Genomic DNA, 23,127 nt, shown 5'->3' with positions numbered 1-23,127 from the left:
TCAATATGATTACCTAAAATGGAATTTCAACTTTACAATAACAAGCAATTCTGAAGAAATTATGCAGATGCATGATAATCTGCACCATTTCTTCATGATTTTGACTTACAATTTAAGTAATAACAAAAATGCGGAGGTACTCTATGGTCGATATACTACTCGTAGATGATGAGCCGAGAATGCTTGAATTATTAACACTTTATCTTACTCCAATCGGATATAACTGCGTATGTGCGGTGTCCGGGGAAGAAGCTATTTCACATATAGAAAATCGAAACTTCAAATTTGTTTTACTTGATATTATGATGCCAAAGATGGATGGGTGGGAAACGTGCAAAAGAATTCGATCATTTAGTAACGTTCCTATCATTATAGTAACGGCTCGTGATCAAACGGTAGATGTCATCCAAGGGTTAAAACTCGGAGCGGATGATTACGTGACGAAACCTTTCCACGAAGAGGAGCTTTTCGCAAGAATTGAAGCTGTTTTAAGACGAACGAATCAACGTACGCAAATCCAATATCACGGCATTTTATGGGATGAGGCAAAGCATTTCGTTTCTTTCGATAATGAAGAACTTCTTCTCACTCCAATCGAATTCTCTTTACTGGGATTATTTTTACGTCATGTGAACTACGTATTAAGCCGCGATCAGCTCATTGAACGCATTTGGGGATTAAATACAAATACAGAAGATCGAACAGTCGATTCACATATTCGTAATTTGCGTGATAAATTACGAAAAGTACATTTCCCTATTGATCACCATTTAAAAACTGTTTACGGAGTCGGATATCGATGGGTTGATACTTTAGATTAAGGAGCAAAAAGATGAAGAGAATTTCTATTCAGCTCGGATTTTATTTTTTAATTGTTACACTTTTAATCGAAAGTGTTCTATTTGTCTTGCTTTATTATAGCCTTGTCAACAATAGAGTAAATGAAGAAATGACAGCTTTATTAAAGCGTGGGAATAGTCACCGAGATGTCCTTGAAAAGTATTTTGATAAGCAAACAATCTCCCATGTTGCACTAATGGAATCCGAAGCCGAAACCACTGTCGTTATTACAAATGCAAATAAGGATGTGCTAGCTCAATCCAATGAAATAAATACTACGATAAAAAAGCATATTGAAAAGATGCAAACACGGACAGATCATGACGGAGCAATTATAGAGAATCATTGGAAAACATCTAATTATATATGTACAGTTAGCCCCATTATAGTGGCAGGAAAAACGGAAGGCTATGTATATATGTTTCTCGGAACGGAATCAATTGAGGAAATGGTTAACGGGTTAACAAGACAATTCATTATTGCCGGAGTCATTACGTTTCTATTAACAGCCATCACCATCTTTCTCTTATCACGGTTGTTAACAAAACCATTGTTACACATGAAACATGCCACTGAAAAAATGAGTAAAGGCGATTTATCTGTTTCATTAACGACTAGTCGAAATGATGAAATTGGTGAACTAGCCTCATCTATTCAAACACTCGCAAATGATTTACATTATATGAAAACAGAGCGAAGTGAATTTCTAGCAAGTGTTGCTCACGAATTACGAACACCGTTAACATATGTAAGAGGTTACGCTGACATTGCTTTAAAAGAAAGCACAGCTCCTGAGCAACGTTTACGATATTTATCTATTATAAAAGATGAGTCTGATTACATTACAAACTTAGTTCAAGATTTATTTTCACTTGCACAAATGGAACAACATAACTTTTCTATTCAAGTAAAGGAAGTACATGTACACACCTTCCTCACTCGCATAGCCGAAAAAGTTAACGCTATGTATAGAGAAAGATACATTAAAGTTTCTTTCTCTTGTCCTCCTACTCTGCTAGTAAATTTAGATGAACAGCGATTTGAACAAGTTATAATAAACATTTTAAATAACGCTTATAGACATTCAAAAGAACATTCTCATATAAACATTTCTGTTATAGAAGAACATAAACATATTTCCATTACAATTGAAGATGAAGGCGAAGGTATTCCGCCTGAAGACCTCCCTCACATTTTCGATCGCTTTTATCGAGTTGATAAAGCAAGATCACGAGCTACAGGTGGAACTGGTTTAGGACTATCTATCGTAAAAGAAATTGTAGAACTACACGGCGGGAATATTACTGTAACGAGTGAAGTCGATCACGGATCTTGTTTTATCATTTCATTACCATCTATAAAAAAACACGACTATTGATGGTAGTCGTGTTTCTTTATCCCGCTATTTACCAGGCAGTAAGACCCCTACCTCAAAATTCAGCGGAAGCAAAGAAATTAGGTGGGGGATCAACTGCCCGTAAAAGCCCGATTGGTTCAACTAATAATCAGTGGGAGATGAACACCCCCCCACTGATTAAAGTTTCACTTTATCATTTTACGTTATAATATAAATTTACAAATTGCCCAAAACGTTTCGTATCCGTTAGAGTTAAATTAATTTCTGGATTCTTGTCTTGAAATAACGGAACTCCAGAACCTAATATATGTGGTGTAATCGTAACAACATATTCATCAATTAGATTATTCTTAAAGAACTCTCTCAGTAAACTTCCTCCACCGACCATCCATATTTTAGATCCTTCTTGTGCTTTTAACCTTTTAGTAAACTCCACTACATCTTCATTTACAAACTCCACGTTTCCGTCTGAACCTTTTTCTGAACGAGAAAAAACATAACATGCTTTATCTAAGTACGGAAATGTTTCTGTATGCTCTACTACATAATCGTACGTTCGTTTCCCCATAATTATTGTATCAATCGTTTCATACATTTCTGTATAACCGTTATCCCCTTCTCCTTCGGTTTCCATTAACCACTCTAAATCATCATTTTCTTTCGCAATATATCCATCCAAACTAGCGGCTATAAATAAAACAACTTCACGTGACATCTCTTTTCCTCCTTACTACGTATATTGATAAAATCATCTTATACGCACTATACTATCCTTAAAACATGACAATTCATGTCATATTAAAAAAGAAACGAGTGAGATAGTTGTCCAAAGCAAAACGTTTACTAGACATTCTTATATTCGCTTCTGCGAAAAGAACATTTACAGCTCAGGAAATAGCTGATGAATTTAATATTTCTGTTCGTACGGTTCATAGATACATTTTAGATTTAAGTGATATGGGATTACCTATTTATGCTGAACAAGGTCGCAACGGCGGCTATAAAGTATTAACAAATAAAGTAATTCCCCCTATTTTATTTACGGAAGAAGAAGCAGTCTCCATCTTTTTTGCTTTTCAATCTTTAAGTTACTATCGAGACTTGCCTTTTAATACAGAAATCAATTCCGTTACACACAAACTATATAGCTCCCTACAACATGATGCGAAAGCGAAAGTTGATAAAATACGTTCTTATATCGCTTTTTGGAATCCAAAGCGAACAATTGATACACCTCTTTTAAACGAAGTGCTAACCGCGGCTATTGAAAATAAAGATTTACACTTTCAATACGAATCTAAATCGGGGATAAAAACAAAACATGTTCATCCTATCGGTGTATACGCTCATGACGGGCTATGGTACTTACCATCCTATGACTTCAGCAGAAAAAAAGTATTACTGTATCGCGTTGATCGTATTCTTTCCATATTATCAACAGAAGAAAATAAAGATACGTTCATGAATTTAGAAGAATGGTTCGACTCGAGCTCTAACGTAGTACACATTCCTACTCAGTTACATGTCTCATTAACAGCAGAAGGCGTGCGCCAATGTAAAAGCGTTCCTTATCTCGAAGAATTCGTGGTAATACACGAAGACGGGACAGGATATATACATTCAACAATCGATAAAGGTGAAATTAAATTTATTACCCCTTTATTTTATAGACTTGGAAAAGATGCACGGGTTTTAGAACCGAAAGAATTAATAGATGGTTTACGTATACGTGCGAAAGAATTTTTACATATGTATGAAGACGAAAAAAACTGCTAAATATAAGCAGCTTTTTTCGTCCCATTGTTCCGACTGTTTTATTATTGACGAATGTCAAACCACCAACGATTTTTCTCATTCATATTCTCAGTTCCACTAGAACCACTGTAACGGAAAGCTTCAAGGAAAAGTGAACCTAATTTATCCTCATCTACAAAATAACCTAATTTAACATTTACCGTTTGTCCTGGTCGGATACTGCCAATATTGTAAAAGCTTTTTCCATCTCCGTGAGGTTCTAAATAATCGACTTCGCCTGTCATAATATTTTTTTCCGCAATTCCATCTCTTTCAGCGTAGTTCCATGCATTACCTTCAGATTTAAGTAACCTTATGGATGGATGCATATAGATTTCTTCTGTCGCCTGTTTACCTATATTTTTCACTGTTGTTGTTAAATAAACAAATTTAGGATTAACTAATTTTGTTTCTACTAATGTATCAATCGAATCTTTACCATTTCCGAGTTTATATTCATCCCGTCTGTATGGTAGCAATTCTCCCATCTGATTTAAAGCCTTATTCTCGCTTAGTATTCCTAAGCCAAGTTCATTAAAGTTTTCTTGTTTAAAATCTTTGATTGAATCAAAGACTTCAACTTTTTCTATCACATATTCAATTTTGCTGTTATCCATGATTATATTTACTGGAACCTTTTGTCCTATATGAAATAGTCGTTTGCTATCTTTTTTCAAAGGAATAACCTTAGTTTTTTTAGGTTCATCTGCTTTGCTAAAACGATTTTCATCATAATCTACTATTTGTGATGCCTTTTCTTTTGACGTAGGCTCAAGTGAAATGTTCCCTAACACATCTATCATTTGTTGTTCGCTTACATCAGATCCAATATAACTTTCTAGCATAATCCCTTCTTTCTCAAAAAAGAGTAAGACCTTTCTGTCAAACATTACATTGTTGTTTCCTGTTTCTTTATGGACAATTACTGCTTTCTTGCCACTTATCTCTTTTTCTTCGTAACTTTTCGAGTACAGCGTTTGAAAATCTGTATTCTCCCCTACTCTCCGAAGAGCGAATGAAAATCCTCCCTTTGCATAGTTATCTTTAAAGGAATATTTCATAGCAGAGTCATCAATTGCTTCCATATTTTCTGGTAATTTATCGATTTTCAACTTATACCACTTATCAGCCTTTTTCGAGTCCTTGTTTGTTACCGAAACATTTACTTCATAATTTTGTTTTTGGACAATCATATTATAAACTTTTACTGCACCAAAAACGGTTGTCGGCATGCCGATCAATAAGCAAGCAGCAGCGATTAACATACGATATTTTTTACGTTTTTTCTGCGGTTGTCCATCTTTCAACTTCATTTCCTCCATAAACAATTTCTTTTTGCGCGTATATGTATGTGAAAATTCATGTTGTTCTTCGAATTTATCAAAATCATCTAAAGCAATTTTTTCAGCAAGTTCATATATTTCTTTGGAGTTCTTTGAATTCGTCATGTTGTATACCTCCTATCATATTTTGGACTCGTTTTCGTGCGCGTTCAAACTGCTTGCGGACATTAACCTCTGTTATCCCCATAACATTTGAAATTTCTTGATACGTTAAATTATAGAAGACTTTGTACTTAAACACCTGTCTGTTAGATTCACTTAATTCTTTTAGCAATGTATCAATTTGAACCTCAGACATTTTACGTTTTTCCCACTCTTCAATATTTTCATCTACTGCTTCTATTGATTCTCTTTCATATTCTTCTAAAAATGTTTCATGTCGTTTATTTTTCCGGTAACTATCAATCGCCTTGTTTTTCGCGACCCTCAAAATGTAACGTTTAAGCTCTTCAGTGCTCAAGCTATGGAGCTTTTCCAAGTTCTTATAAAGAGTAATAAACGTCTCTTGAACTGCATCTTCTGCCTGCTGAATATTATTTAAAATAGAATAAGCTACATAATAAATTTTTTGCTCGTACAACTCGTATAGCTCTTCCATCTTTTCATAATCGTTGTTTGTAACTTTCATATAATTCCTCCTCTCACTCTATATAACGAATGAGCGATATGCTTTGTGACACTGTAAAATCTTTTTATAGATAAAACTTAATAACAGAATAAACAAAAGCCCAATTTCTCTATTTTAACTGAGAAATTGGGCTTTTGTTTGTTGAAATTTTCCTGACCGCTATGCCTTTTCAGTAAACAGCATTTGCTCTATCACTTCTTTTAACAAATGCTGCGCCTCTTCCAAGTTATGACTCTGCTTTTCTCCCGGTTGTACCGTATAAAACTCAGCAAACGAGCGTTCTTTATATCTTGGTACGATATGCATATGGTAATGCGTTAACTCGTTAAAGATTCCACCATTTTGGCAAATCGTAATTCCATCTGGTTTATATAATGATTTAATCGCTTTTGCAATCAGTTTAGAAGCATCCATAATTGATTTTGCTACAACATCATCTAATTCGTCTACTTCTACAACATGCTGCTTTGGCACAATTAAAGTATGTCCTGGATAAAAAGGTTCATGATCTAAAAAGCATGTTACATACTCATCTTCATATACTTTATATATTTTTTCCTCTCCGTTTGCTAAATTACACCCTAAACATTCCATCATATTTCCCCCTTTATTAACAACATAAAAACGTGAGAGCCGTATTCTCACGTTTTTATGTTTCACTTTATTAGTTCAATTGTTTCCGTAACTTTTATACTATCTTTTACCGATTGAACAATCGTACAATTTTTCACTGCTAGTTGCAGTGCCTTGTCCAACTGCTCTTCTGTAATGTTTTGAGCTTTAATTTTATAGTGCAAATGAACACTTTCAACTGGTTTTGATAAAGCTTCACTTCTACCAATTTCAGTCTCAATTGTAAACGTATCGTATGTAATACGTTTCTTTTCTAAAATTGTTCGAAAGACAATTGCACTACATCCTGCGATAGAAGAAACAAGTAATTGTAACGGTGAATACCCGTTTTCTTTTCCAATCGCTAATTGACCATACGATAAATCTGCCTCTATATCATCGTGTTTGATTGTTAGTTTCATTTGTTTTCTCCATCTCCACTTTCATCGGTTTCTTCCGTTTCTTACTCATATAATAATATATGTAGCAGAAAATGATAAATGGAATACCACAATATAACGCCATTCTTTGTTCTGGAATAAACGCTAAACTAATAACAACGATACTATTTGTAATTAAAGCTAAAATAGGAACGATTGGATATAACGGTGTTCTATACTTTAAGTCCTCTAACTTTCCCCCGCCTTTTATATACTGACTTCTAAAGCGAAGTTGCGATAGAGCAATAATGATCCAACTTGAAACAGCCGATAAACCAGCTATAGATAATAAGTACATGTATACTGTATCTTCTGCAAGGAAACTTGTAAATAAAGAAAGGCCAGCTACTGCAATCGTTACAACTAGTGCAGTAATTGGAATACCACGCTTATTTACTTTCTGGAACGATGTTGGTGCCATTCCTTCATTTGCAAGTGACCATAATATACGAGTTGCCGCATATAATCCTGAATTCGCTACAGATAGTAACGCTGTAATAATAACGAAGTTCATAATATCAGCTGCGTATGGAATACCGATTTTATCAAATACGACTACGAATGGACTTTCAATTACGCCAGCTTCTTTCCAAGAAATTAGTCCTACTAAAATCGTCATTGTTAAAATGAAGAATAACATAATGCGCCATACTGTATTACGAATTGCACGTGGAATTGTTTTTTCAGGGTCTTTACTTTCTCCTGCGGCAATCCCGATTAACTCTGTTCCTTGGAACGAGAAGTTAACTGTAATCATTGTAAGTAATACGGCAGCTAGTCCATTCGGGAATAATCCACCATCGCTTACAAAGTTAGAGAAAAGAGGTGCTGCTTCTTTTCCGTCATATGATATAAACCCTAATAATGCACTACCACCAAGAACAACAAATGCAAGAATTGTAACTACTTTAATACTAGAGAACCAAAATTCTAATTCAGCATAACTTTTTGCCGAAATTGCGTTTGAAGCATATAAAATAATACCGAATACGAGACACCATACCCAAACATCAACATTCGGAAACCATCTTTTCATCATTAAACCAATTGACGTTAACTCTAAACCTACTGTCACTGCCCAGCCAAGCCAATATAGCCAGCCGATCATAAAGCCCGTTCCTGGACCAATAAACTTCGTCGCATACTTTTGGAAAGAACCTGAAACTGGCATTGCTACCGTTAACTCTCCAAGACAAAGCATTGTTAAATACATAATAAATCCGCCCACTAAATATGAAAGGATAGCTCCCCCTGGTCCAGCCTGATTAATGGTGTAACCTGAACCTAAGAAAAAACCAGTCCCGATTACACCACCTAGTGCGATCATAAATAAATGTCTACTCTTCATCGTACGATGTAATTTCTCATTCGTTTGTTGCTGCATCTAAATCCTCCCCCTACCGATACCCCTATATCTTGTTAAAATTTTCTGATAATAAAAATATACACGAAAGCGGTTACAATTTCTATATAAAATTAAAACTTTTCTGATAAAATAATATAAAAAATCGAATTATCGCGAGATTTAGATTCTAATTAGAGGAAAATAAGGTTAAACAAGGAAAAACCTTTACATATATTGTAAAGGTTAACGAAGTTCTAATCTTCTCGATAAAATTGATAAACTATAGTTTACGATAAAGTACATACAAGCTACTACTATAAACGTTGGAATCATATAATTTACATTCTGTCCGCTAATAATTTGAGCATTATGCATAAGCTCTGGCAGTGATATAACAACTGCTAATGCTGTATCTTTCAGCAATGAAATAAACTGACTAACAAGCGGCGGAACCATTCTTCTTAATGCTTGTGGTAAAATGATATGCCAAAGTGCTTGAACATACGTTAATCCTGAAGATCTTGCGGCCTCAATCTGTCCTTTTTCAATAGATAATAAACCACTTCGAACAATTTCAGATATCATCGCTGCTTCAAATATTGTTAAAGCAACAATTACAGCTGTTATAATTTCTAATTTCAAACCTGCTTCTGGAAGTGCAAAATACGTGAAAAATATAATTAAAAGTAGTGGTAAGTTTCGAATTACTTCAACGATAATTCCTAATACTTGTGAGACGACGGGGATTCTCATATAGCGCAATATCCCTATTACACTACCAATAATAAAGCTAAGTACAATTGCTACGAGCGCTACCTCTAACGTTATAAGTAATCCTTTTAATAAAAATAGAATATGATCCCCTGTAATTGCTCCCTTAAAATCCATTTACACCGCCTCCTTTGCTAAGCGTTTTTCTAAATAACGCACTAGCATACTGAGCGGAATTGTTAATATTAAATAAAACATCCCGACAAATATATAGACATCGAACGTAACAAACGTCTTCGTTGAAATTAAGTCTCCTTGATACATTAAATCGGTACCAGCGATAATTCCGAGTATGGAAGAGTTTTTTACTAAATTGAGAAATTGATTTCCTAAAGGAGGGATTACGATTTTCATCGCTTGAGGTAAGACTACATAATACATTCCCTGTACATACGTTAATCCTGAAGACCGTGCTGCCTCCATTTGACCTTTTGCAATTGATAAAATACCAGCGCGAATAACTTCCGCAATAAACGCTGCCGTATATACAGTAAGCGTAACTGTTCCTGCTACAAAACCATTTAAAGTAATTCCTATTACAGGTAAAGCGAAATAAAATATAAATGCAATTAATACGAGCGGAATATTTCTTACAAACTCCACAAAAGCCGTTCCCAACCAATTTAAAATACGAATAGGTGCAATGCGCATTATAGCCAAAATTACTCCCAAAATAAAGCTGCCTATTAACGCAATTACACTAGACATAACTGTATACTTAAAGCCCTCTAAATACATATCAATGTTATTCGTTAATATAGAAAAATCAGGCACATATTCTCCCCTCTTTCTTTACAAGAAGAGGATGAGCATACCTCATCCTCTTGCTATTTATCAATGGGAATACAGCTCCACTAATTTAAATATCACTTTACTACTCTTGCTTTTGCCCAATCCATTTCTCATACAATTTGTCGTACTCCCCGTTCGCCTTCATATCTTTTAGCAAGCTATTAATCTCTTTCGTTAAATCATCTGCACCTTTTTGCACCGCAATCCCGTACGGCTCATCCGTGAAAATTTTCCCTACAACTTCATAGTTCGAATCTTGTTTTGCCATACCGTAAAGAATTGCGTTATCTGTCGTTAAAACATCGCCTTTCCCTGCTTTTAACGCCGTAAATGCCTCACTGTAATTTTCAAATTCTAATACAGTCGCTTCCGGTGACTTTTGACGAATATTATTTGTAGACGTTGAGCCTTTTACCGCTAACACTTTCACACCTTTTTTCACATCATCAATACTTTTAATATCGCTCCCTTTTTTCACAAGTAACGATTGCCCTGCTTTAAAATATACATCTGAAAAATCTACTTCTTTTTTACGCTCCTCCGTAATTGTCATTGTGGCGATAATTGCATCAATATCACCATTTTTCAGTAGTGGAATACGCGTTTTAGACGTTACTTCTTTTAATTCTAGTTTCTTTTCATCTCCAAGGATTTTTTTCGCAAGCGCCTTTGCGATGTCAACATCAAATCCTTCTACCTGCCCTGTCGAAGGATTTTTCAAGCCGAATAAGTTCGTATCATTCTTCACTCCAACTACTAGCTTCCCGCGCTTTTTAATTTGCTCAACGGCCCCGCCTTGCTTCGTATTCGTTTCTTTCGCCTCATCTTTTTTACTTCCGCATCCGGCCACGACAAGTACGAATAAACATGAGAATACGATTAACGTAAACAACTTTTTCATTTTAAGCATGAAATTCCTCCTTTAATGATTTAACACTCTTCTTAAAAATAGACGCGCTCTTTCTTGTTCAGGATTTGCAAAAAATTGCGCCGGCGTTGTATCCTCAATGATCTTTCCATCATCCATAAATAAAATCCGGTCTGCTACTTCGCGCGCAAATCCCATCTCATGCGTGACAACGACCATCGTCATCCCTTCTTTAGCTAGCGTTTTCATAACATCAAGTACTTCCCCGATCATCTCTGGATCAAGAGCAGAGGTAGGCTCATCAAATAGCATAATTTCTGGCTGCATTGCGAGCCCCCTAGCAATCGCTACCCTTTGCTGTTGTCCTCCGGATAATTGATGCGGATATACACTAGCCTTCTCCGGGATTCCTACTTTCTCTAAATAAAACATCGCTGTTTTCTCAGCTTCCTCTTTTGAAACTTTATTTACTTTAATCGGTGCTAGTGTAATATTTTGAAGAACCGTTTTATGTGGATATAAATAAAAATGTTGAAAGACCATTCCGATATTTCGGCGTAATTCATTCATATCTGTTTTAGCATTGTGTACCTCCGTATTTTGTACAATTAACTCTCCGTCTGTAATTGTCTCTAATTGATTTATACACCGAAGCAATGTGCTTTTTCCTGATCCTGAAGGCCCAACAACTACTACCACTTCACCTTTTTTCACTTGCACATTAATATCTTTCAAAACTTGAAAGTTGCCATAATATTTATTTACATTACGAAACTCTATCACCATACTCCCCCCTTCCCCTAACAAAGCATGTACATTCTTTTTATATTCAAAAACAGTCCCAAAAATAACTTCTCCCTTCATTTTTGCCCATAAAAAAAGCAAAGGGATTTCCCTTTGCTCCTTCATTTCTATTCCATTAAGATACTTCTTCTTTCTTATCTTTCCCGTATTCATGCTCCCAAAAGTCAGCGTTTTTAATTCCTAATGGCCCTGGATCAAATACTGGATCCTTTCCTTCTTTTTTCTGTTTTTCATAATCCTTTAATGCAACTAATGCTGGCTTTTGTAACAATAAAATCGCGATAATATTAACCCAAGCCATAATACCTACACCGATATCACCTAAAGCCCAAGCTGTTGCTGCTGTTTTTATACAGCCGTAGAATACAGCTCCTAAAAATACAAATTTTAGTGCCATAGACAGCCAAGGACGGTCTTTATCACGATTTAAGTACGCGATATTCGTTTCTGCAATGTAGTAATACGCCATAATTGTGGTAAATGCAAAGAATAGCAGTGAGATGGCAACGAAACCGTTTCCAAATCCAGGGAAAACAGATTCTACCGCTGCCTGTGTATATCCCGGTCCTGGTTGAGCACCATTTAATTTATTTACGATAAAGTTTTTTCCGCTTGCATCAAATACGTTATACATGCCTGTAATAATCATCATAAATGCTGTTGCTGAACAAACAAATAATGTATCAATGTAAACGGAAAATGCTTGCACTAAGCCTTGTTTAGCTGGATGTGATACTTCCGCAGCTGCTGCTGCATGTGGTCCAGTTCCTTGCCCTGCTTCATTGGAATAAATACCACGTTTTACTCCCCAAGAAATTGCTAAACCGATAATACCACCGAAAGCTGCTTCTAATGCAAACGCACTTCTTATAATTAACATAAATGCTTCTGGCAATTTTTCAATATTCATAGCAACAATAACGCAAGCTACTAAAATATAACCAACTGCCATAAACGGTACGACAACTTGTGCAACGTTAACGATTCGCTTTACTCCACCGAAGATGATAAGAGCTAATACAACAACTAATAAAGCCCCTGATACTGTAGTGTTAATTCCAAAAGCTGTTTCTAAACTTACGGCAATACTATTCGCTTGCACACCTGGCAGTAAAAGCCCCGTTGCAATAATTGTCGCTGCAACGAATACTAATGCATACCATTTCACACCTAAACCTTTTTCAATGTAATAAGCAGGTCCACCACGAAACTGTCCTTGATGTTTCGTCTTATATATTTGCGCGAGTGTTGATTCTACATAAGCTGATCCTGCTCCTAAAAAGGCTACTGCCCACATCCAAAATACAGCTCCTGGTCCACCGAAGGCAACCGCTGTTGCTACTCCAGCGATATTCCCTGTCCCAACGCGTCCTGATAACGAAAGCGCTAACGCTTGGAATGAAGAAACACCAGCCTCTGATTTTTCTCCTTTAAATGTCAGCTTCACCATTTCTCCTACGTGCCTTACTTGTAAAAACCTCGTTCGAATGGAAAAATATAAACCTACTCCTAAACATAAATAAACAAGTGCTGGACTCCAAACAATATTATTTATCCAATTGACGATAGCTTCCAATATTCCCCCTCCTTCTTTATAAAGAATTTTCAGAATATATAAAAATTATAAATGTATACCGAATCTATGACAATATTATTTTAATAAAACAAACATATTTTTGTATAAAAAAACAAAGTATACATTTATTTTGCATACTTTGTTTTGAGCAAAATGTATTATATATTCACAATTGCTTCTTTGCTTATAATTCTTTCATATAATTCTTCACATAATTTCCGGAAGTTATCCGGCATATCTTTCCCTTTAAACTTCTTTTGAAGCGTGCCATATAAACCTATATCACGTAAGCGTAAAAATAGCGGTAACGATTCATACCAACTATCCGCCAGCCTGTGCTCATACTCATACCCTTTTCGTAACAGTTGTAGCTGTTTACGAGCAAAATCTGTCTTCTCGTTCGCTGTCCACGGTGTAAATAGAACAGAGTAGTATAGAACCATCGCTAAATCATGTATAAAGTAATTATAAGCCGCATCATCAAAATCAAAGATTGTTAGCTCTTTTCCATCATAATGAAAATTACCTGGATGAATATCACCGTGCATAAGGCCGAACGTTTCTCTTTCAATCGGAAGAGCCTTTATTTCATCCATTAATACCGCTGCAATCTTTTTTACTTGGTTATCTTCTAATTCATTAACAATTCCACTTTCATCTTCTTCCCAAGTATCACGGTAATCTGTTTTAGGATAGTTCATTGTTAGGCGATGCAGTTGTCCAATTGCTTTTCCCCATGCTTCAAAGTAAACATCTCCCCAATAAGGTGATTCTTCTCCTTTTACTTGCTCACCTTTTGCGTATGCAAATAAAGAAGCAAAAAAGAAAGTGCCATCTTCCGCTCCTATTCCTTCTACAAGATTTTGAGAAGTTGAGTACAGAGGTCCTGCTACCTTTGCTCCATTCTCCGCAACATATCGTAAAAAATCTAGTTCAGCTTCGACTTCTTTTTTTGAACGATGAGAAGAGTGGGTTAAACGTAATACGTAATCTTCACCACGATCGCCCTTCGCCTGAAAAATATAATTTTCAAAATCTCCAAGTGGTTTCTCTTCCACTGTTACATGAAATGCCTTTGACGCTCTTCTTAAAATCTCTTTCGTAAAAACACGTTCTACAGCTATTTCCATATGTATCCCTCCTATATATCTTCTTAATTCGACACAAATGTGAGAAGTACTGCTATGAAATTAAATAGTGCATGGGCAATCATAGCTGATAAAATAGAATTTGTTTTCTCATATAACCACGCAAATACTACTCCACTCAAAAAATTCACTGGTAATGTGTTATATGTTGGAATATGAACAACAGTAAATATTATGGAACTTATAAACATACCGCCCCATATGCCATATCTATTACGAAAAAACGTATAAAAAACACCTCGATATAAAATCTCTTCATAGATTGGTGATATAACTGCTGCTCCAATTACCGCGATACAGAACGAATATATTGATTTATCATTTTGGATCGTCTCCGTTTTACTATTTTCAAAAGAAATACCCATTTTCTCCATTATCATTAATACAGCAATACTAACTACAATTAAGGTAATCAATGCTATAATTGTCCACAAAAAATCTTTCCATGAAAGCTTTCGAATTCCAATATCTTTCCAAGACATTTGATATCTTTTTATACAAAAAAGATAAACTACAGTAATAAATATCACCGCCATTATAAATCCCATTAATACTCCAGCATATAATGAGTTCCCTATTATTTTTAAAGCATATTCATAAAAAAGAGATTCAACTGTTATTGGAACAATAAGAAATACGAAAACTAATAAATATAAAATTTCTTTCCATCCCCACATATGCCTCAAAGTCATCTATATCATCCCCTATATCCTATTTTCTACAGTATAAAAGATGACGTAACGTAACTTTCAAGCTACTTTTTTTAAAATAATCCAAGCATAAATTTCTCACAAAAAGCAAAAATTAACAGAAGTAACTTTATTCTAAAAGAGGTGGAAATTATGACAGAGCAAAAAGAACAACAAGAGAGTAAAAACCAAAAGCATATGTTTCCATCACTTCCGGAAAACATGAATTACATTGAAAATAAGCTCTGTCACTCAGATGATATAAAAAAATTAGATATCCCTTTTCAAAATGGAAAAGGGACAATCTTATATATCGAATCTTTAGCAGATCCAAATTTAATTCATCAATTAGCTATTGAGCCATTGTTAACGCGATCAGATTTGTCTTTAGATAAAGCTTTTTCCACGTTAAATATGAAGAAAGAAACAAATTTAAATTATGGCGTACAGCTTTTATTACAAGGTAAATCATTGTATTTCCATGAACATGTCGACAGTTTTTGTATTTTCGAAACAGCTTTATCTTTAAAGAGAGATATAACCGAACCTGATAATGAGGGAGTTGTCCGTGGACCGCATAACGGTTTTGTAGAAGATTTAGCAACCAATTTAGCTTCTATTCGTAAACTCATAAAAAGCCCAAATTTCGTCGTTAAATATTTCACACTTGGTGAAGAAATGCACACGAAAGTAGCTATTGCTTATATGCAAAACATAGCTAATGACGATTTAGTTGCAGAAGTGCAAAGAAGGTTAGAAAAGATTAAGACAGATACACTTATGCCTCCAGGATACATACAAGAATTTATAGAAGATACGTCTTTCTCACCCTTTCCGCAACAATTAAATACCGAACGTCCTGATAGAGTCGCAGCAAATTTAATGGAGGGGCGAGTTGCTATTTTTTCTGATGGTGATCCAACAGCTCTTATCGTACCTGTTACGTTATTCGCTTTCTATCAATCACCAGATGATTATAATAACCGCTGGATTGTCGGTTCTTTCATCCGAATGATTCGCTTAGTAAGTTTTTTAATTGCCTTTCTCTTACCAGCTTTATATATCGCAACCGTTGCTTTTCATCCTGATGTGTTACCACTCGAACTTGTATACACAATTAAAGCTTCATTAGAGAAAGTACCGCTCCCTCCCATTTTTGAGGCTCTCTTAATGGAGTTAATTTTCGAGTTATTACGGGAAGCTGGTATTCGTCTGCCGAGCCGCGTTGGACAAACAATCGGTATTGTAGGTGGTTTAGTAATTGGTGATGCGATTGTAAAAGCCGGACTTGTTTCATATACAATGATTATCGTTGTAGCTTTAACTGCGATCTCATCTTTTCTCGTTCCATCAAACGATATGAGTTCAGCAGTTCGGATTCTTCGTTTTCCATTAATGCTACTTGCTGCTATATTCGGATATGTAGGAATTTCCTTTGGCTTGATTATAACTTTTGTTCATTTATGCCAACTTCATTCTTTTCATACACCATATCTTTCTCCTATTGCACCCATGCGGATAAAAGATATGAAAGATTCTTTCGTAAGACTCCCAATTTGGTCATTTTGGGAACGGCCACATGATCCAAAGCCGAAAGAAATGCAGCGACAACATGTAACGAGAGAGGATGAGAACGGTGACAAACACGCAAAGTAAAATCTCGCTAGTTCAATTTACCTTTTTCGTTATTCAATGCCAAATCGGAGTGGGTATACTTTCTCTACCAAACCGTCTTCACCCAATAGCGAAAGGTGGTGGATGGATTTCTGCTCTCATCGCTGGACTTGCAATTCAACTTATTATTTTACTTATGTGGCTTTTTTTAAAACGATTTCCCGATGCAAATATGTATGAAAGTGTTTCTATGCTATTTGGTAATAAGTTCGGGAAACTAATAGGTTTTTTTTATATTTTTTATTTTACTCTTATCGGTATGACGGTTATGTTAAATGCTTGTAACGTCATTAAAGTATGGGTGTTACAAGCCACTCCATGGTCTGCTATTCTCATACTATTTACAGTATCTTGTTGCTATATAGCATATAATACATTTAAGGTAATTGTGCGATTTTATGTCATGGCTTCTATTCTTATCCTTCCAATGGCATTTTTAATTGCCCTAGGATTCACGCGAGCTGATTATTCTTATATTTTTCCACTTACAGAAGCCGGGTGGTGGAATATAATCCAAGCATCAAAGGAAACAATTACAGCCATGTATGGTTTTGAAATTATTCTGATTGCATTCCCAAAAGTAAATGGAAATGCTGTGGCAAAGCTAAAAGCAATTTCTATCGCTAATGGATGTGTAACTCTTTTTTATACTTTTACTGTTTGGATTTGCTTTATCGTATTTAGTCCAAAACAAATTGAGCTTATTCCAGAGCCAGTTGCTTACTTATTACGCTCCTTGCATATCGGGATTATAGATCGGACTGATTTATTATTCATTCCAATATGGATGATAACAGTTGTGGCTTCTATTGCTAGTTATTATTGCGCTGCCTCAATCGGAGTTGGGCACATATTCAACCTTGGTAATCATAAAAAAGCTGTTCCAATCGTTGGTATTATTGCTTTTAGTGTAGCCTTATTTATAGATACACCTGAAGAATTAAAAGTAATTGCAACTTTCACTGATAAGTTCACCTATATTTTCATAGTTGTCCTCCCTCTTTTATTTCTACTTTATTCCATAATAAGAAATAAGAAAGGAGAACAGTATGTTCAAAAAAAAAGTTAAATTACTTTTTATATTATGTTCTAGTTCATTCCTTTCTGGCTGTTGGGATCAAGAGCCATTAAGAGAAGCGAGATTAGCTTATAGTATTGGATATGATATTACAGAAGAGAATAAGCTCCAGCAAACAGTCGAACTCGTAAAAAGTTCAAGCGGAGAGCAAACTTCATTCGAGAATGAAGTACATTCAGCAACCGGAAAAAACATAAGGGATACAAGCGATGCACTGAAAAAAAATGTAACTGGTAACATTCGATATTTTAAATATGGTGTTCAATTATTAGGAACAAAGATTCAAAAAAAAGGTATACTACCCTATTTAGATGTCAGCTTTCGAGACCCAACAAATCCGACTGCTTTAGTAAAACTTATTTCAGTAGAAGGTGACACATCCGAAATACTCGAAAAAAAGAAAGTAGGAAACTTACTGATTGGAGATTTCCTAAAGAAAAAAGTGAAAAGCTTAGAAGATATGAGTGTGTTTCCAAAAGAAACTTTAGAAACTGCTGCTACAAAAATGTTAGATCCGGGTAAAGATTTCACCCTCCCTTCTATAAAAATAAAAGGAAAAGAAGTTATTACAAACGGATTGGCTTTATTTGATAAAGACAAATTGACAGGACATTTACCCCTGAAACAAGCTGTTTTATTCGTGCTATTAACCGAAAAAATGGGAACAAGTGCCCGTATAACCCAAAAACTTACTAACGATGAATCAAAGAAGACATCTGACTATTTAACAATGGAAGTAAGCAATCGGAAATTAAAACGAGATTTAAAAATAACAACAGATAAAAAAGGGAATGTTTATGCTCACATTAAGCTCCAAATAAAAGTAATAGCACTCGAAGCCCCAAGAGATAATATTTATAAAATGGAAGCCAGAAAAAAACTAAATAAGGACCTATCAAAACAACTTACGAAAGAAGCGAAAAAAATAACAAACAAACTACAAAAAGCAAATTGTGATGCTTTTGGTATCGGAAGACATCTTATCGCATATCATCCTGACTTATGGAAGAAAAAAAATTGGAATAAAGATTATGCAAAAGTAAAATTCAAACCTGAGGTAGAGGTAAAGATTTTGTATAGTGGTGTCTTAAAATAAAAGGTTGTATGCCGCGCGGGCATACAACCTTTTATTTCGTATATCGATATACAATTGATTCATATGGTCTTAAGTTAAGCTTTGTAATATCTTTGCTTACATCTTTATAGTTTGACAATAACACTTCTTGTTTCATTTCATCTAATTGAACGTGCACTGGTACCGAATACGTTATTTCTTCTCCGTAGAAGTTATTTATAACGAGTAGCACTTCATTCTCTGTAGTACGGGTATATGCCCAAACCTTAGGATGATTTCCATCTAAAATAGCGTATTTTCCTTCTGTAAGAACATCATACGTTTTTCTAAGTTCAATTAGCTTTTTATAATGATAAAATACAGATTCCTTATCTTCTAATGCCTTTTCTACATTAATCTCTTTATAATTATCAGCAACTGTAATCCACGGTGTACTTGTTGTAAAACCACTGTTCACCTCTTCATTCCACTGCATTGGAGTACGGGAGTTGTCACGAGATTTTTGTTTTAAAATCCCGATAACCTCTTCTTTTGACAATCCTTCTTCTCGCTTTATATCGTATATATTTAACGATTCTACATCGCGATATTGCTCGATGGACTCGAATTTAGGATTCGTCATACCAATTTCTTCACCTTGATAAATGTAAGGTGTGCCCTGTAACATATGCATAGCTGTGGCTAACATTTTTGCAGATTCATTTCGGTACTTTCTATCATCACCAAAGCGTGACACAATACGAGGCTGGTCATGATTACACCAGAATAACGCATTCCATCCTCCGCCCTTTTGCATTTCAATTTGCCAATTAGACATAATCTCTTTTAATTTAATGAAATCAAAATCCGCTTTCGTCCACTTATCTCCATTCGGGTAATCTACTTTTAAATGATGAAAACTAAACGTCATACTTAATTCATTGCGCTCAGGGTTTGAATATTTAATACAATTATCAATTGTTGTAGATGACATCTCTCCAACTGTAATTACATCTTTCCCTTCAAAAACATTTCGGTTCATCTCTTGTAAATATTCATGAACGCGCGGGCCATCTGTATAATATTTACGACCATCGCTTGTCGCCGTGCTTCCGTCATCGTTTAAAAACTGTTGATCTTTTGAAATTAAATTAATAACATCTAATCGGAATCCAGTTACCCCTTTATCAAGCCAAAAACGCATCATATCATATACTTCTTCACGAAGTTTTTCATTTTCCCAATTTAAATCAGCTTGCGTCTCATCAAATAGATGTAAAAAATATTGCTCTGTCTTCTCATCATATTTCCAAGCAGACCCGCCAAACTTAGATTGCCAATTATTTTTTTCATCACGCCAAATATAGTAATTACGATATGGACTATTTTTATCTTCCTTCGCTTCCTTAAACCACTTATGCTCTGTCGAACTATGATTTACAACGATATCAAGCATAATTTCAATATTACGTGCCTTTGCTTCTTCTAAAAGCTCTTCAAACTCTTCCATCGTTCCGTAAGATGGATCAATGCTGTAGTAATCACTTACATCGTATCCATTATCATTTTGTGGTGATTGGTATATCGGTGTTAACCAAATATAATCTACTCCGAGTTCTTTTAAATAATCTAGTTTCTCTGTAACCCCTTTTATATCACCGGTTTCTTTATTGTAATAGCTATTAAAGCTCTTCGGATAAATTTGATAAACTACACTTTTATGCCAATCCTTCATGTTTAACTTCCTCCTACTTCTGTTTTACTCGTTTTACAAATAACCATGTTAACGTAAATGGGATTACAACCGCGATAATCATTCCGACAATAAACATTGGAATCGATTTCGGAATGATAGAAATAAATGCTGGTAATCCGCCAATTCCTATAGCAGGTGCTAATACACCATTTAACGTAATAAATATCGCTGCAGTAGCTGATCCTATAATCGCTGCATAGAACGGAAATTTATTTCGTAAGTTTACACCAAACATAGCTGGCTCTGTAATACCGAAATATGCTGAGATTGCTGATGTAGATGCCATACTTTTATCATTTTGATTTTTAGAAATCCAGAACATTGCAAGTGCCGCACTACCTTGTGCAATATTAGAAAGGGCAATCATTGGCCAAATGAATGTACCACCGTGCTGTGCAATTAATTGTAAGTCAATAGCAATAAACATATGATGCATACCTGTAATGACAAGCGGTGCATATAATGCTCCAAATAATATTGCTCCAACTACTGGTACTGTTTCATATACACCTACTAATCCAGCTGTTAATAAATCTCCAATATGACGTGTAACTGGACCAATAATTCCTAATGCTAACACACCTGTTACGACAATCGTTGTAATTGGTACAACTAATAATTGAATTGCATTTGGTACATGTTTCTTCAAGAAAATTTCCACTTTACTTAATACGAATGCTGCTACTAAAACCGGCAAGATTTGACCTTGATACCCTACCTTTTCAATTTGAAATAATCCTAAAATATCGAAGTACTCAATATTTTTCCCATCTAAACCAGTTGCTGCTTTTCCGTAATCCCACGCGTTTAATAAGGATGGATGCACAAGCATTAATCCCATAACAATCCCTAATATCGGACTACCACCAAAACGTTTTGTTGCTGACCAACCGACAAGTGCTGGTAAGAATACGAATGCTGTATTCGCCATCATATTAATTAAATCCCAAAGCCCACTTAAGTTTGGATATACATCTAATAAATTTTTACCTTCAAAAAATAAGTCCTTTGCTCCTAATAGGTTGTTAATCCCCATTAGTAATCCAGCTGTTACGATTGCTGGTAATATCGGCATAAATACATCTGAAAATACTTTTACAAACTTTTGAGCTGGATTTAATTTTTGATTTCCGGAATCTTTCACGTCAGCTACTGTCGCTTCCTTCATACCTGCAAGCGTTATCAATTCAGCATATACTCGATCAACATCTCCTGGACCGATTACAATTTGAAATACCCCAGCGTTATGAAACGCTCCCTTCACTAATGAAATAGACTGCAATTTATCGTTATCTATTTTACTTTCATCTTTTAAAGCGATACGGAGTCTCGTTACACAGTGTGCAGCTTGTTCAATATTGTCTTTCCCACCAATATACTGCAACACTTCCTCTGCTGTTTTACGATAGTCTTTCCCCATATTCCCGTCCCTCTTTTCTTTTTTTGATACCGTTTACAATTACATATTAACTCGTATATATAAGTTAGTCAACACTCGTATATACGAGTTTGCGATTTTTTTATAAAAAAAGAGATGAAACGTTATTACGTTCCATCTCCTTATTTTCTCCGCGCCACATCTGAAAAATGAAAAATATCTAAGCGATGGCGGGATTCTGTATATTCGAACTGACTTCCATCATAAAAATGCGTAAAGTTTTTCACAACGACAACATAGTCTGTTCCATTTAAATCTAAATACTTTCTATCATCCTCTGTGCATGGCTGCACTTCAATTACCCTCTGTGAGTAACTAATATGAAGACCTAGTTCTTTCTCAATGTATTTATAAATAGACTCTGCTGCAATTTCACTCGTTAATCCAGGAATATATTCCGATACAAAATGATTAATATCCAAAATTACTTTTTCTCCATCAATATTTCGAACGCGTTTCATATGATCTATTTCTGTTTTCTCTTTCACATTTAATAGCTTTGCAACCTCTTTTGTCGCTTTTACTTTCTCCATTTCCACGACTTCTGTAATACAATGGCGTCCTAAACGTTCATTTTCTTCTTGGAAGCTTACAATACCACCAAAGTTAAATTCAATGTTTTTTCGCTTTAAAACGAAGACACCTTTTCCATGTATTTTTTGAACATATCCACGCTCTTGTAATAAATCTACAGCTCTTCTTACCGTACCTCGGCTCGCTTCATATTGCTTCATTAATTCAGTTTCTGATGGGATTTTGCATCCCTCTTTTAATTGTTTATTATCAATAGACTCACTGATATCTGTATAAATTTGTTCATACTTACTCATCATCTACAATAGCCCCTTGTCACCTTCTAATTCTATATGTATTATACCATGCTACACTCTTCTGCCAATCTCTCACTTATTTTCCAGTATAGGAAAAATACAGGTAAATATTTAATCTCTAAAACGTATTTTTATAAAAATTTTTATATTTTTCTTTTCATTCAAAAAAACATGTAGTATACTAACTTCAAAATCAGAGGAGAAAGGGAGCAAAGAACTATGCTTACTTATACAACAATTGTAGTTACATTTGCACAAAAACATCATCATCATACGTAACCCTTGAAACC

The 23,127-nt window shown here is 35.1% G+C and carries 22 protein-coding genes; 6 read left to right on the top strand and 16 right to left on the bottom strand.

Translation table 11 applies throughout. The features are described 5' to 3' along the window. The first annotated feature begins 143 nt into the window (after positions 1-143). Together ACTFOB_RS16130 and ACTFOB_RS16125 are read left to right on the top strand one after the other, a co-directional pair. Positions 144-821 carry a response regulator transcription factor gene (locus tag ACTFOB_RS16130; RefSeq protein WP_151635717.1) on the top strand — a complete coding sequence of 226 codons (678 nt, stop codon included), beginning with the start codon at positions 144-146 and terminating at the stop codon, positions 819-821. Positions 822-832: 11 nt separating this feature from the next. Beyond that, complete coding sequence (locus ACTFOB_RS16125) at positions 833-2,218, top strand: ATP-binding protein (protein ID WP_440026937.1); 1,386 nt, start codon at positions 833-835, stop codon at positions 2,216-2,218. Positions 2,219-2,390: 172 nt separating this feature from the next. On the opposite strand, the gene ACTFOB_RS16120 is transcribed toward ACTFOB_RS16125, so the two are convergent. Beyond that, entirely contained in the window at positions 2,391-2,912 is a 522-nt protein-coding gene (locus ACTFOB_RS16120; protein WP_440026935.1) for a dihydrofolate reductase family protein, read from the bottom strand. Positions 2,913-3,019: 107 nt separating this feature from the next. Here ACTFOB_RS16120 and ACTFOB_RS16115 point away from each other — a divergent pair, with 107 nt between their 5' ends. After that, the gene (locus ACTFOB_RS16115) at positions 3,020-3,973 is read left to right on the top strand and encodes a helix-turn-helix transcriptional regulator (RefSeq protein WP_440026933.1); all 954 of its coding nucleotides are present in this window, start codon (positions 3,020-3,022) and stop codon (positions 3,971-3,973) included. A 41-nt stretch (positions 3,974-4,014) separates the two neighbouring features. On the opposite strand, the gene ACTFOB_RS16110 is transcribed toward ACTFOB_RS16115, so the two are convergent. The 12 genes from ACTFOB_RS16110 to ACTFOB_RS16055 form a co-directional block, all read right to left on the bottom strand. Continuing rightward, complete coding sequence (locus ACTFOB_RS16110; protein WP_440026931.1) at positions 4,015-5,439, bottom strand: DUF4367 domain-containing protein; 1,425 nt, start codon at positions 5,437-5,439, stop codon at positions 4,015-4,017. Continuing rightward, the gene (locus ACTFOB_RS16105) at positions 5,405-5,962 is read right to left on the bottom strand and encodes an RNA polymerase sigma factor (protein ID WP_440026930.1); all 558 of its coding nucleotides are present in this window, start codon (positions 5,960-5,962) and stop codon (positions 5,405-5,407) included. Before ACTFOB_RS16105 ends, ACTFOB_RS16110 begins: the two co-directional genes overlap by 35 nt. A 159-nt stretch (positions 5,963-6,121) precedes the next feature. Further along, positions 6,122-6,607, bottom strand: coding sequence for an HIT family protein (locus ACTFOB_RS16100; protein ID WP_440026928.1), 486 nt, complete (start codon positions 6,605-6,607; stop codon positions 6,122-6,124). Positions 6,608-6,618: 11 nt separating this feature from the next. Continuing rightward, positions 6,619-6,996 carry an OsmC family protein gene (locus tag ACTFOB_RS16095; RefSeq protein WP_000778841.1) on the bottom strand — a complete coding sequence of 126 codons (378 nt, stop codon included), beginning with the start codon at positions 6,994-6,996 and terminating at the stop codon, positions 6,619-6,621. Next, on the bottom strand, positions 6,971-8,398 hold the full coding sequence (locus ACTFOB_RS16090) for an amino acid permease (protein ID WP_440026925.1): 1,428 nt from the start codon (positions 8,396-8,398) through the stop codon (positions 6,971-6,973). Before ACTFOB_RS16090 ends, ACTFOB_RS16095 begins: the two co-directional genes overlap by 26 nt. 204 nt (positions 8,399-8,602) lie before the next feature. After that, positions 8,603-9,247 carry an amino acid ABC transporter permease gene (locus tag ACTFOB_RS16085; protein ID WP_440026923.1) on the bottom strand — a complete coding sequence of 215 codons (645 nt, stop codon included), beginning with the start codon at positions 9,245-9,247 and terminating at the stop codon, positions 8,603-8,605. Next, complete coding sequence (locus ACTFOB_RS16080; RefSeq protein WP_440026921.1) at positions 9,248-9,904, bottom strand: amino acid ABC transporter permease; 657 nt, start codon at positions 9,902-9,904, stop codon at positions 9,248-9,250. A gap of 100 nt (positions 9,905-10,004) precedes the next feature. Continuing rightward, on the bottom strand, positions 10,005-10,832 hold the full coding sequence (gene glnH, locus ACTFOB_RS16075; protein WP_440026919.1) for a glutamine ABC transporter substrate-binding protein GlnH: 828 nt from the start codon (positions 10,830-10,832) through the stop codon (positions 10,005-10,007). A gap of 12 nt (positions 10,833-10,844) precedes the next feature. Continuing rightward, positions 10,845-11,573: an amino acid ABC transporter ATP-binding protein gene (locus ACTFOB_RS16070; RefSeq protein ID WP_440026917.1), complete on the bottom strand. Its 729-nt coding sequence runs from the start codon at positions 11,571-11,573 to the stop codon at positions 10,845-10,847. Positions 11,574-11,709: 136 nt separating this feature from the next. Next, entirely contained in the window at positions 11,710-13,170 is a 1,461-nt protein-coding gene (locus tag ACTFOB_RS16065) for an alanine/glycine:cation symporter family protein (protein ID WP_440026915.1), read from the bottom strand. A gap of 158 nt (positions 13,171-13,328) precedes the next feature. Further along, positions 13,329-14,300 (bottom strand): phosphotransferase enzyme family protein, encoded by a 972-nt coding sequence (locus ACTFOB_RS16060; protein ID WP_440026913.1) that lies wholly within the window; start codon positions 14,298-14,300, stop codon positions 13,329-13,331. A gap of 23 nt (positions 14,301-14,323) precedes the next feature. Continuing rightward, complete coding sequence (locus ACTFOB_RS16055; protein ID WP_440026912.1) at positions 14,324-15,010, bottom strand: lysostaphin resistance A-like protein; 687 nt, start codon at positions 15,008-15,010, stop codon at positions 14,324-14,326. A 150-nt stretch (positions 15,011-15,160) separates the two neighbouring features. Here ACTFOB_RS16055 and gerKA point away from each other — a divergent pair, with 150 nt between their 5' ends. From gerKA to ACTFOB_RS16040, 3 genes are read left to right on the top strand one after another with little or no spacing between them, the layout of a single operon-like run. Then, positions 15,161-16,663 (top strand): spore germination protein GerKA, encoded by a 1,503-nt coding sequence (gene gerKA / locus ACTFOB_RS16050; protein ID WP_440026910.1) that lies wholly within the window; start codon positions 15,161-15,163, stop codon positions 16,661-16,663. After that, entirely contained in the window at positions 16,644-17,750 is a 1,107-nt protein-coding gene (locus ACTFOB_RS16045; RefSeq protein ID WP_440026908.1) for a GerAB/ArcD/ProY family transporter, read from the top strand. Before gerKA ends, ACTFOB_RS16045 begins: the two co-directional genes overlap by 20 nt. Continuing rightward, positions 17,731-18,855 (top strand): Ger(x)C family spore germination protein, encoded by a 1,125-nt coding sequence (locus ACTFOB_RS16040; RefSeq protein WP_440026906.1) that lies wholly within the window; start codon positions 17,731-17,733, stop codon positions 18,853-18,855. The genes ACTFOB_RS16045 and ACTFOB_RS16040 overlap by 20 nt, the downstream gene beginning before the upstream one ends. Before the next feature lie 31 nt (positions 18,856-18,886). On the opposite strand, the gene treC is transcribed toward ACTFOB_RS16040, so the two are convergent. The 3 genes from treC to treR all read right to left on the bottom strand — a co-directional run bounded on the left by treC (position 18,887) and on the right by treR (position 22,840). Then, positions 18,887-20,548 carry an alpha,alpha-phosphotrehalase gene (treC, locus tag ACTFOB_RS16035; RefSeq protein ID WP_440026903.1) on the bottom strand — a complete coding sequence of 554 codons (1,662 nt, stop codon included), beginning with the start codon at positions 20,546-20,548 and terminating at the stop codon, positions 18,887-18,889. Positions 20,549-20,561: 13 nt separating this feature from the next. Then, the gene (treP, locus tag ACTFOB_RS16030) at positions 20,562-21,989 is read right to left on the bottom strand and encodes a PTS system trehalose-specific EIIBC component (protein WP_440026902.1); all 1,428 of its coding nucleotides are present in this window, start codon (positions 21,987-21,989) and stop codon (positions 20,562-20,564) included. Positions 21,990-22,129: 140 nt separating this feature from the next. After that, a complete protein-coding gene (gene treR / locus ACTFOB_RS16025) occupies positions 22,130-22,840 on the bottom strand; it encodes a trehalose operon repressor (RefSeq protein ID WP_440026901.1) in 711 nt (236 codons plus the stop codon). Positions 22,841-23,127: the final 287 nt, after the last annotated feature.

Origin of the sequence: Bacillus cereus group sp. MYBK79-1, assembly GCF_051915365.1 — a bacterium.
Lineage (GTDB): Bacteria > Bacillota > Bacilli > Bacillales > Bacillaceae_G > Bacillus_A.
The sequence above is the reverse complement of the archived record's forward strand: the minus strand, read 5'-3'. Positions and strand labels throughout refer to the sequence as shown.